Annotated in this window: 7 protein-coding genes, 1 tRNA gene and 1 rRNA gene; all 9 read right to left on the bottom strand. The window is 58.7% G+C overall.

Annotation, left to right across the window (positions count from 1 at the left end; all coding sequences use genetic code 11):
- Nucleotides 1–63: 63 nt before the first annotated feature.
- The 9 genes from CD04_RS0102510 to CD04_RS0102465 all read right to left on the bottom strand — a co-directional run bounded on the left by CD04_RS0102510 (nt 64) and on the right by CD04_RS0102465 (nt 11,261).
- Nucleotides 64–140, bottom strand: a tRNA-Ile gene (locus CD04_RS0102510).
- A gap of 94 nt (nt 141–234) precedes the next feature.
- Nucleotides 235–1,764, bottom strand: a 16S ribosomal RNA gene (locus CD04_RS21290).
- 263 nt (nt 1,765–2,027) lie between these two features.
- Entirely contained in the window at nt 2,028–3,017 is a 990-nt protein-coding gene (locus tag CD04_RS0102495) for a DMT family transporter (protein WP_081857954.1), read from the bottom strand.
- A 42-nt stretch (nt 3,018–3,059) separates the two neighbouring features.
- A complete protein-coding gene (typA, locus tag CD04_RS0102490; RefSeq protein WP_031404231.1) occupies nt 3,060–4,886 on the bottom strand; it encodes a translational GTPase TypA in 1,827 nt (608 codons plus the stop codon).
- A 7-nt stretch (nt 4,887–4,893) separates the two neighbouring features.
- Complete coding sequence (gene truB / locus CD04_RS0102485; RefSeq protein WP_031404230.1) at nt 4,894–5,835, bottom strand: tRNA pseudouridine(55) synthase TruB; 942 nt, start codon at nt 5,833–5,835, stop codon at nt 4,894–4,896.
- 24 nt (nt 5,836–5,859) lie between these two features.
- A complete protein-coding gene (gene rbfA / locus CD04_RS0102480; protein WP_031404229.1) occupies nt 5,860–6,228 on the bottom strand; it encodes a 30S ribosome-binding factor RbfA in 369 nt (122 codons plus the stop codon).
- Between the two features lie 87 nt (nt 6,229–6,315).
- Entirely contained in the window at nt 6,316–9,162 is a 2,847-nt protein-coding gene (infB, locus tag CD04_RS0102475; protein WP_031404228.1) for a translation initiation factor IF-2, read from the bottom strand.
- A 24-nt stretch (nt 9,163–9,186) separates the two neighbouring features.
- Nucleotides 9,187–10,665, bottom strand: coding sequence for a transcription termination factor NusA (gene nusA / locus CD04_RS0102470; RefSeq protein WP_031404227.1), 1,479 nt, complete (start codon nt 10,663–10,665; stop codon nt 9,187–9,189).
- The gene (locus tag CD04_RS0102465) at nt 10,662–11,261 is read right to left on the bottom strand and encodes a ribosome maturation factor (RefSeq protein ID WP_031404226.1); all 600 of its coding nucleotides are present in this window, start codon (nt 11,259–11,261) and stop codon (nt 10,662–10,664) included. The genes nusA and CD04_RS0102465 overlap by 4 nt, the downstream gene beginning before the upstream one ends.
- Nucleotides 11,262–11,452: the final 191 nt, after the last annotated feature.

Genomic DNA, 11,452 nt, shown 5'->3' with positions numbered 1-11,452 from the left:
GTGCTCTCCCAGCTGAGCTACACCCCAGATCCTGCCACGCCCCTTGACGCCTTCGCGCCAGGCTGGTGGGTCTGGTTGGGCTCGAACCAACGACCCCCGCCTTATCAAGACGGTGCTCTAACCAACTGAGCTACAGACCCCCATGAGGACTGCAATCTAGCCACCAACGTCTGCAACTTGCGTTGCAGGCTGCCAGCCGATAAGCGTGAGCGCTTGACCATCAAGCGTTTCCAGAAAGGAGGTGATCCAGCCGCACCTTCCGATACGGCTACCTTGTTACGACTTCACCCCAGTCATGAAGCCTACCGTGGTAATCGCCCCCCTTGCGGTTAGGCTAACTACTTCTGGTAAACCCCACTCCCATGGTGTGACGGGCGGTGTGTACAAGACCCGGGAACGTATTCACCGCGGCAAGCTGATCCGCGATTACTAGCGATTCCGACTTCATGCAGTCGAGTTGCAGACTGCAATCCGGACTACGAACGGTTTTCTGGGATTGGCTCCCCTCGCGGGTTGGCTGCCCTCTGTACCGTCCATTGTATGACGTGTGTAGCCCTACCCATAAGGGCCATGATGACTTGACGTCATCCCCACCTTCCTCCGGTTTGTCACCGGCAGTCTCATTAGAGTGCCCTTTCGTAGCAACTAATGACAAGGGTTGCGCTCGTTGCGGGACTTAACCCAACATCTCACGACACGAGCTGACGACAGCCATGCAGCACCTGTGTTCTGGCTCTCTTTCGAGCACTCCCAAATCTCTTCAGGATTCCAGACATGTCAAGGGTAGGTAAGGTTTTTCGCGTTGCATCGAATTAAACCACATCATCCACCGCTTGTGCGGGTCCCCGTCAATTCCTTTGAGTTTTAACCTTGCGGCCGTACTCCCCAGGCGGTCGACTTCACGCGTTAGCTTCGTTACTGAACAGTTTCCCGTCCAACAACCAGTCGACATCGTTTAGGGCGTGGACTACCAGGGTATCTAATCCTGTTTGCTCCCCACGCTTTCGTGCATGAGCGTCAGTACAGGTCCAGGGAGCTGCCTTCGCCATCGGTGTTCCTCCGCATATCTACGCATTTCACTGCTACACGCGGAATTCCACTCCCCTCTACCGTACTCCAGTCGGGCAGTCATAAATGCAATTCCTAGGTTAAGCCCAGGGATTTCACACCTATCTTTCCCAACCGCCTGCGCACGCTTTACGCCCAGTAATTCCGATTAACGCTCGCACCCTACGTATTACCGCGGCTGCTGGCACGTAGTTAGCCGGTGCTTATTCTGCAGGTACCGTCATCAACCCGTGGTATTCACACAGGCCATTTCTTCCCTGCCAAAAGTGGTTTACAACCCGAAGGCCTTCTTCCCACACGCGGCATTGCTGGATCAGGGTTGCCCCCATTGTCCAAGATTCCCCACTGCTGCCTCCCGTAGGAGTCTGGGCCGTGTCTCAGTCCCAGTGTGGCTGGTCGTCCTCTCAGACCAGCTACGGATCGTCGCCTTGGTGAGCCTTTACCTCACCAACTAGCTAATCCGACATCGGCCGCTCCATCGACGCAAGGCCTTGCGGTCCCCTGCTTTCACCCGTAGGTCGTATGCGGTATTAGCAACGCTTTCGCGCAGTTATCCCCCATCGTTGGGCACGTTCCGATGCATTACTCACCCGTTCGCCACTCGCCACCAGGGTTGCCCCCGTGCTGCCGTTCGACTTGCATGTGTAAGGCATGCCGCTAGCGTTCAATCTGAGCCAGGATCAAACTCTACAGTTCAATCTCGGTTTTGCCTTGAAGGCTACTCAATCGAAATCACGGATTTCTCCGTACTTCTTCATGAGCATTCAACTATCTCTTTTGCAAGACAGTCAAACGCCCACACTTATCGGCTGCTTCTTGTTAAGGATCCTGCCCTCCGCACCCTCAGGCGCTTCCGGCAGCTGCTGCATTTGCAGCGAAGAAAGAGATTCTTGCACAGACTAAAACAGGTGTCAAGCGTCTTTCACAACGAAATGCGAAAAGGCGATGGCTGTCGATCGCTACCGCACCCGCTCGCTCGAAAACGCTGCCCCTGCGCCGTCTCGGCTACATAGCAACGCCTTGCGAAATTGGCGGCGTGCCTGGCGCCACCCAAGTACCTCGTTGCCCACCAATGCGACAAGAATCAGGAAACCGCCGAGAAGGGTGCTCACCGCCGGCCGCTCTCCGGCGCCGAGCCAAGCCCACAAAGTGCCAAAGATGACTTCGAGGAGTCCGAGCAATCCGGTCTCGGCCGGTGCAAGGCGCTGCGCCGCCCAGATGGCGAGCAAACCTGGAACCGCAAGCTGGAAGACCCCGAGGAAGGCAAGCCAACCCAGATCATGGCCATCGACCGCGAAAGGGGTGGCGAACCCAATCACAGCGACGGCGGACAGCGCGGCGCCGATCATCAGGGCCGGCTGCATAGACACAACGCCTCCCGCTCGACGCAGGCTCACCCAATTGCTCGCTGCCGCCAGCGGCACAGCAAAGGCCACAAGAAGCCCCACAAGCTGGCGATGGTTGACGGCTGCATAAAGGTTATGCCAAACCATCCAACCCATGCCGAGCATGGCTAAAAAAATGGCGCCCCAGGTTCGCACTGGCAGTGGATGGCGAAGAATCAGCCAACCCAGCACCGCGGCGACCAAGGGACTCATACTGTCAGTCACCAGAGTCTGCGCCACGGTGGTGAGACTCAGTGCCACCATGAAGGCGGTAAACATGACAGCCCAGAACAATGCGGAGAGCCACAGCAGCTTTGTGGCGCCTCGCAGCTCGGACCAAAGAGAACCTGCGCCTTGCTTGCATAGCAACCAGACCAGAACGGTGATTGCGGTGAAACTGCTCCGCCAGAAAACCAGATCAAGGCCGTTGTTGCGATGAAGATGGCGGGTGACCACCCCCGCGATGCTCCACAGAAGCGTGGCTCCGACCATGGCCAGAACAGCAAGGCGGTGATGGGAGCCGCTCTGGTTAATCGACGCTCGCAGCGACCCAGGGTTGCGCATGCTGGCGATCTGGCTTTGGGGCAAAACGACAAAGCGCCGCGTTCAGGCGGCTTGTGCCTCCGCTCGTCCTGCGCGCTTGCGCTCGTGCTCGGTCAGGTAGCGCTTGCGCAGACGAATGGACTTGGGCGTGATTTCCACCAGTTCATCATCCTCGATGAACTCCACCGCATATTCCAGCGTGAGCTCGATCGGTGGCGTGATTTTGATCGCATCTTCCTTGCCTGAAACCCGGAAATTGGTGAGCTGCTTGGCGCGCACCGCATTGACAATGAGATCGTTGTCGCGACTGTGAATGCCCACGATCATGCCTTCATAAACCGGGTCACCAGGCTTGACAAACATACGCCCACGATCATCAAGCTTACCCAATGCATACGTCACGATCTCCCCTTGGTCCTGGCTGATCAGCACGCCATTCTTGCGGCCAGATATTTCGCCTTTGTATGCGTCATAGCCATCAAAGATGTTGCTGATGAGCCCCGTTCCGCGAGTTAGATTCATGAATTCGTTCTGAAACCCGATGAGCCCGCGTGCGGGAATGCGATACTCCAGACGCACGCGGCCCATGCCGTCTGGCTCCATGTTCACCAACTCGCCGCGGCGCTCCCCCAATGCCTGCATCACACCACCTTGATGCTGCTCTTCCACATCGGCGGTGACCATTTCAATCGGCTCCTGGCGCTGGCCATGGACTTCATGAAATACCACACGCGGCTTGGACACTGCCAACTCGTAACCTTCACGACGCATGTTCTCCAAGAGGATGGTCAGGTGCAACTCTCCACGCCCCGAGACTTCAAACACGCCATCCTCCTCGGTATCGCGCACGCGCAATGCCACGTTACTTTGCAGCTCACGGTCTAGTCGGTCGCGAATTTGACGGCTCGTGACGAACTTGCCCTCGCGCCCGGCCAACGGGCTCGTATTGACGCAGAAGTTCATGGTCAATGTTGGCTCATCGACCATGAGCATTGGAAGTGGACGAGGGTCGTCGACGCTGGTGAGCGTCACGCCAATACCGATATTCTCAATGCCATTGATCAGCACGATATCACCCGGTTCCGCGCTCTCGGCTTGTTTGCGCTCCAGCCCCTCGAACTTCAGGACCTGGTTGACTCGGGCCTTAAACGGCGTGGACTCAGGCCCGCTGTAAACGGCGACCTCCTGCATAGGCTTGAGGGTTCCACTGTTAATGCGCCCGATGCCAATACGCCCCACAAAGGTGGAGTAGTCAAGCGAGCAGATCTGCAGCTGCAGGGGGTCTGTCGCTGAGCCCTCATGAGCGGGGACGTGCTGCAAGATCGCATCGAACAAGGGCGACAGATCAGTGCCGACTTCGCCCGGATTGAGCGTAGCCCAGCCGTTCAGCCCGGACGCGTAGACCACTGGAAAGTCCAGTTGCTCCTCCGTCGCACCTAATTTGTCGAACAACTCGAAGGTCGCGTTGATGACATAGTCGGCGCGCGCACCGGGCCGGTCCACCTTGTTGATCACGACAATGGGTTTGAGGCCTAACGCTAGTGCCTTTTTAGTGACGAAACGGGTCTGCGGCATCGGGCCTTCCACCGCATCAACCAGCAGCAGCACGCTGTCCACCATGGACAACACTCGCTCGACCTCGCCACCGAAATCGGCATGCCCGGGTGTATCGACGATATTGATGTGCGTGCCTTTCCACTCCACTGCGCAGTTTTTCGAGAGAATCGTGATCCCGCGCTCCTTCTCGAGGTCATTGGAGTCCATCACCCGTTCAGCGACTTGCTGGTTCTGCCGGAAGGTTCCCGACTGCCTGAGCAGTTGGTCGACCATGGTTGTTTTGCCGTGATCGACGTGGGCGATGATGGCTACATTGCGGATTGATCGGGTCATGATATGTTCACTGCGTACGCAGTTCCTCGTTGCTGAGAAGGCGCTGCGGGGACAGGACTTGCCCATCCCACTGCGCAACGCCAAGAAAAAGCTGTGTTTGATCCCCCGTTGCGCCAAACACGCGCACGGGTCCTTCAGGCAGGAGTGTCCAGGCATCAGACGCCAAGCTCTGACCATGCAAGATGCGTGCGGTTTGCGACAAATCCAGATCCACTCGAGCTAGGCCTTGCACCAAGCAGTGCACGGGAAGCAGCCAGCCTTGCACGATCTCCGCACTGAGCGTTCGCAGCGCGTCGAGCTTGTGCGCCTGCGCCACCTCGAAATTGCCGCTAGCCGTTCTGCGCAGAGCCGCCAAATGTGCACCACAACCGAGGTGCTGGCCGATATCCCGTGCCAACGCCCGGATATACGTGCCCTTCCCGCAGCGCACATCCAGAGTGAGACGGTCACCGTCCAGAGCAACAAGACTCATGTTTTCGATGCGGACTTGTCGTGGCTGGATTTGGACTTCCTGTCCGGCGCGCGCGTAGGCATAAAGGGGTTTGCCATCACGTTTGAGAGCGCTATAAACAGGCGGAGTTTGCGCGATATCACCGACGAAACAGTGCAGCATCGCCTGAACTTGGCTTCGCGTCAATGGTGGAACCGGCTTGCGCTCCACTTCCTCGCCTTCGGCATCGTCGGTCGTCGTCGTCACCCCAAGCTGCAACACCGCACGATATGCCTTGTCCGCCTCGAGGTGCAATTGCGCAAATTTGGTTGCTGCGCCGAAGCACAGCGGTAACAGACCTTCAGCCAGTGGATCGAGCGTACCAGTATGCCCAGCCTTTTCGGCTCTCAGCGCGCGTCGGACCTGTTGCAGCGCCGCGTGGGAAGTCCATCCTCGCGGCTTGTCGAGCAGCATGACGCCATGCACGGCCTGCCACCGGGATTGTTGCATTGCTGCCATCGCCGCACTCCTGAGCTCCGCAGCTCAGTCGTCCTTTGCCGTATTGGAAACCGCGTTCGCGATCAGCGTGTTCATATCACTCGCCTTGCGCGTCGATTCATCGAACACAAAATGCAGGGTGGGAACCGTGTGAATATGCAAACGCTTGAACAGCAAGCTGTGGAGATAGCCTGCGCGCTCATTTAATACAGCAGCAACGTGCTCGGGCTCCGCACCGAGCACAGTGAAATAAACGCGCGCGTGTGCGTAATCCGGTGTGAGTTGCACATCGGCGATCGTGATCAGACCAGTGCGCGGGTCACGCAGTTCGCGCGGAATCAGCTCAGAAAGGTCGCGCTGGATCTGATCGGCGATGCGGTGAATACGGTGCGGAGTGCTGGCCTGTCGTGGCATGATGAGCTGCAAGGGTCTGGAGACTTGAAAGGTCAAGGCGCATGATGACCTGCCCGCACAGCGGGCAGGTACACCTCGTATATAGCATCAAAGCGTGCGCGCGACTTCTTTGACCTCGAATACCTCGAGTTGATCACCTTCTTCCAAGTCCTGGAAGTTCTTCAACGATAGGCCACACTCGAAGCCTTCCTGAACCTCGCGCACGTCGTCCTTGAAACGCTTGAGCGAATCGAGTTCGCCAGTGTGAATGACTACGTTATTGCGCAACACGCGCACCTGTGCCGAACGACGCACAACCCCGGACTGCACGCGGCAACCTGCCACAGTTCCAACCTTGGTAATGCGGAAGACTTGGCGCACTTCGACCAAACCCAGCACCTCCTCGCGCTTTTCCGGTGTGAGCATGCCTGACATGGCCGCTTTGATCTCGTCTACCGCTTCGTAGATGATGTTGTAGTAGCGGATATCAATACCGTTTTGCTCGGCCAATTTGCGCGAACCTGCGTCGGCACGGGTGTTAAACCCAATGATCACGGCCTGCGAAGCGATGGCCAGATTGACGTCGCTCTCGGTAATCCCGCCGACTGCCGCATGCACAACCTGAACCTTGATTTCTTCCGTGGACAGCTTGGTGAGAGCATGTACCAATGCCTCTTGCGAACCTTGCACATCAGACTTGATGATGAGATTGAGCGTCTTCGAGCCCTCTGCCATCTGATCGAACATGTTCTCAAGCTTTGCAGCTTGCTGCTTTGCCAGCTTGACATCGCGGAACTTGCCTTGGCGGAACAACGCGATCTCGCGCGCCTTGCGCTCGTCCCCGAGCACGATGATCTCCTCGCCCGCCGTTGGCACTTCACTCAGACCTTGGATCTCTACTGGTATTGAGGGGCCCGCGCTTTGAACGGGACGGCCGGTCTCGTCCAACATGGCGCGCACACGGCCGTAGCTGGAGCCTGCAAGAACGGCATCGCCGCGCTTGAGCGTCCCCGACAGTACCAACACCGTAGCCACTGGCCCCCTGCCCTTGTCCAACTGCGCCTCGATCACCAACCCCTTGGCGGGAGCCTCGACCGGCGCTCTAAGCTCAAGCACCTCAGCCTGGAGCAGCACATTTTCGAGCAGTTCATCAATCCCTTGGCCAGTTTTTGCCGACACCGGAACAAAGGGAGAGTCCCCCCCGTACTCTTCAGGAACGACTTGCTCGGCGACCAATTCCTGCTTCACCCGTTCCGGGTTGGCTTCGGGTTTGTCGATCTTGTTAATGGCCACAACGATCGGCACACCTGCGGCCTTCGCGTGAGCAATCGCCTCTTTGGTCTGCGGCATCACACCGTCGTCAGCTGCCACGACCAAAATGACAATGTCGGTGGCCTTTGCTCCACGCGCTCGCATTGCAGTGAACGCCTCGTGACCCGGAGTATCAAGGAATGTGATCATGCCCCGCGGGGTCGTCACGTGATAGGCGCCGATGTGCTGCGTAATACCCCCAGCTTCACCTGCCGCGACTTTGGCGCGGCGAATATAGTCAAGCAGCGAAGTCTTGCCATGGTCGACGTGCCCCATGACGGTCACCACCGGAGCGCGGGGCAGCAACTCGATCTCATGGGGAACCTGATCTTCCTCTTCAAGGAACGTCTCGGGATCGTCGAGCTTGGCGGCAATGGCAGTATGGCCCATTTCCTGCACGATGATCATCGCTGTTTCCTGATCCAGGACCTGGTTAATCGTCACCATCTGACCGAGTTTCATCAGAATCTTGATGACCTCGGAGGCCTTCACGGCCATCTTGTGCGCCAGATCCCCAACCGTAATCGTCTCCGGAACGTGTACCTCACGCACCTGGGGTTCCGCAGGGGCCACAAAGCGCGGTTGTTCTTTCTCGCGCGCATCCCGTCTCGAGCCGCCTTTTGCGCCACGCCATGCCGCCGTGCCGCCGCTGGTGTCGCCACGCGTCTTGATGGCACGTCGCTTGGCTGCTTCGTCGGCCCACGATGACGACAGTTGTTCGGACTTGACCTGTTTCTTGGCCTTTGAATCGCCTGCAGCGGCAACGGCAGCGGCACCCGCCGGCTTGGCAGCGCCAGCAGCCGGCTTGTGGATCGTGCCCTTGATTGCCGCCTCCACAGGCTTTGGCGCTTCCGGCTTGGGCGCGTGCAGCACCGTGCGCGGACGCAACAGCATGTCACGAATAGCCGCCGCCTCCTTTTCCGCGGCGTTGCGCCGCGACTGCACCGACGCCAGCTCCGCTGCACGCGTTGCTGCCGCGGCCGCATCGCTCGCTCGCTTCGCTTCGGCATCGGTCTGCGCCGTGGCTCGCTCGGCAGCTTCCTTTTCTTCCGCCTTGCGGGTGCTGTCCTCGGCTTCGGCCGTTGGCTGCTGGGCCGCTTGCGCCTCTTGGGCTGCTTTGACCCGCGCCTCTGCCTGCAGTCTGCGCTCTTGCTCGATGCGCTCAAGCTCTGCTTCCCGAGCGCGAGCGGCTTCTTCCTCCTCGCGCTGGCGCCTGCTGATCTCCTCGGCTTGGCGAGCCAGCAATTCTGATTGGCGCTTGGCTTCTTCTTCTCGGCGCCGCAACTCGGCCTCGTCAACGACCGGTGCCGCGACAGGTGCCGGAGCTTCGACGGGAGCCGCCTCATCGCGCTTGACGAACACGCGCTTCTTGCGCACCTCTACCTGAATGGTGCGCGCCTTGCCGGTGGAATCGGCCTGCTTGATCTCCGTGGTTTGCTTTCGCGTGAGCGTGATCTTCTTGCGCTCCGCGCCGGCGACCCCATGCGCAATGCGCAGGTGATCAAGCAGGCGCGCCTTGTCGGCTTCGCTGATGGGATCGTCGGGCGTTTGCTTGTGCACGCTGGCAGCAGCCAGTTGCTCCAGCAGCTGAGCGGCGGGGATGTGCAGTTCGGTGGCGAGTTGCGCGACGGTTGTTTGTGCCATGGGTGGTTCCTTGCTCCTCGGCTCTCAGGCGTTGAACCAATGTTCGCGAGCCTTGAGAATGAGCGCGCTGGCTTGGGCCTCGTCGGCCCCTGTAATGGCCGTGAGTTCGTCCACGGCCAAATCGGCCAGGTCGTCACGGGTGTTAATGCCTGCGTCAGCCAGCTTCGCGATATGCTCTGTCGACAGACCCTCGAGGGTCTTGAGATCCTGAGAGACTTCCTCGAGTTTTTGCTCGCGGGCGATCTCCTGGGTCAACAAGGCATCGCGGGCGCGCTTACGCAACTCATTCACCGTATCCTCGTCGAACGACTCGATTTCCAGCATCTCGGTTAGCGGCACATAGGCCACCTCCTCAAGACTGGTAAACCCTTCCTGGATGAGAATGTCGGCAACTTCCTGATCTACGTCGAGCTTCGTGCGGAACAACTCACGCATCGCCTCGGTTTCCGCATTTTGCCGGTTTTGAGATTCTTCTGCCGACATGAGGTTGATCGCCCAACCAGTAAGCTCCGAAGCCAATCGCACGTTCTGTCCAGCCCTGCCGATCGCCAGCGCGAGGTTTTCCTCGTCAACCGCAACCTCCATCGCATGTTTTTCCTCGTCGACGACGATCGACTGCACATTCGCCGGTGCCAGCGCGCCGATTACAAATTGCGCAGGATCTTCCGACCACAGCACGATATCCACGCGCTCACCACCGAGTTCATTGCTCACAGCATTTACCCGCGAGCCGCGCACGCCGATGCAGGTGCCAATGGGGTCGATGCGGCGATCGTGCGAGAGCACGGCGATCTTTGCCCGCACGCCCGGGTCGCGGGCACAGGACTTGATCTCCAGCAAACCTTGCTCCATCTCAGGCACTTCCAAGCGGAACAGCTCCTTCATGAACTCGGGCGAAGTGCGCGAAAGCTCAATCTGTGGTCCGCGCGCTTGACGATCAATTTTCGCGATGACAGCGCGCACACGATCACCAACCCGGACATTTTCCTTCTGGATCATGTCGCCGCGGCGCAACCGCGCGTCCACCTTGCCAGACTCGACAATGGCGTCGCCCTTATCCATACGCTTGACCGTGCCGACAAAAATCTTGTCATTACGCTCGAGAAAATCATTCAAAATCTGCTCACGCTCGGCATCACGGATTTTCTGCAGGATGACTTGCTTGGCCGCCTGCGCGCCGATGCGCCCGAACTCTACGCTTTCCACCGGCTCTTCGATGTAGTCTCCCACCTCAATATCGGGAATCTGTTCAACGGCCTCGAATTGCAGGATTTCCGCGTCTGGTTGCTGAAGACCAGCCTCGTCGGGCACGACCAACCAACGACGAAACGTTTCGTAGGCGCCCGTGTTGCGATCAATGGCCACGCGAATGTCCACCTCGCCTGTGTAGCGCTTCTTGGTGGCGGATGCCAGCGCGGCCTCCACTGCGCCGAACACCACATCCTTGTCCACATTCTTCTCGTGCGCCAGTGCATCGACCAGCATCAGCAGCTCGCGGTTCATGATTTTCGACCCCTAAAGTCAAGCACGGGCACGAGGCGGACTTCACGCACCTCGGCCAAGGAAAAACGCAATTCATGCACTCCACCGCCGGCTGCACCGGTGACGGAATTCTCAACAACCGCCTTGGCCGTTTTGACCCCGCCGGCTTTAACGCTCTTTGCCTTTTTGGCTCCCGGAACTGCGGAAGCCATATCCGCCAACAGCTTGTCATCCCAGACGATGACGTAACTCGGCACCTCGCCCTTATGGCCGATTTCGGGCGCCTGAAGCACGCCACGATATTTCTTGCGGCCCTGGAAAGGCATGAGCAGTCGCACATCGACAGTTTGGCCCGCGAACCGTATAAAGTCTTCGGGCAGGCGAAGCAATCGGTCTAGACCTGGAGAGGACACCTCAAGCCGCTTGTAGTCGATGCCCTCAACTTCCAACGCGTATTGCAACTGCCGCGTGACCCGCTCGCAATCGTCCACCGTGATGAACTTGCCGTCGGTGCGATCGATCGTCACGCGCAGCAGGCCACCCGAAGCCCAGATGGCCTCGACGAACGCGTACCCCATCCCTCCGATGGTTGCCTCGATCACCGATGACTGATGCATGCCACTGCCGCCCTGCCCCAAACCCAACACCCCGAGACCCCACTTTTACGGAACCTACTGCTCCATCAGCGCTTTGCCGACGCGCCTTGTGCATCTACACAGCGAACGAATACCGACAAAAAAAAAGGGCGATTGGTGTCGCCCTTTTTTGGTCAACCCTGCCTCAATTCACGCGTCGATCATCACAATCG

The organism is Thiomonas sp. FB-Cd, assembly GCF_000733775.1.
Taxonomy (GTDB): Bacteria; Pseudomonadota; Gammaproteobacteria; order Burkholderiales; family Burkholderiaceae_C; genus Thiomonas_A.
The sequence above is the reverse complement of the archived record's forward strand: the minus strand, read 5'-3'. Positions and strand labels throughout refer to the sequence as shown.

What these genes read in the sequence shown, in the direction of transcription:
- truB (WP_031404230.1), bottom strand. Translation starts at nt 5,835, where the DNA reads ATGGCAGCAATGCAACAATCCCGGTGGCAGGCCGTGCATGGCGTCATG.
- nusA (WP_031404227.1), bottom strand. Translation starts at nt 10,665, where the DNA reads ATGAACCGCGAGCTGCTGATGCTGGTCGATGCACTGGCGCACGAGAAG.
- CD04_RS0102465 (WP_031404226.1), bottom strand. Translation starts at nt 11,261, where the DNA reads ATGCATCAGTCATCGGTGATCGAGGCAACCATCGGAGGGATGGGGTAC.
- CD04_RS0102495 (WP_081857954.1), bottom strand. Translation starts at nt 3,017, where the DNA reads ATGCGCAACCCTGGGTCGCTGCGAGCGTCGATTAACCAGAGCGGCTCC.
- rbfA (WP_031404229.1), bottom strand. Translation starts at nt 6,228, where the DNA reads ATGCCACGACAGGCCAGCACTCCGCACCGTATTCACCGCATCGCCGAT.
- typA (WP_031404231.1), bottom strand. Translation starts at nt 4,886, where the DNA reads ATGACCCGATCAATCCGCAATGTAGCCATCATCGCCCACGTCGATCAC.
- infB (WP_031404228.1), bottom strand. Translation starts at nt 9,162, where the DNA reads ATGGCACAAACAACCGTCGCGCAACTCGCCACCGAACTGCACATCCCC.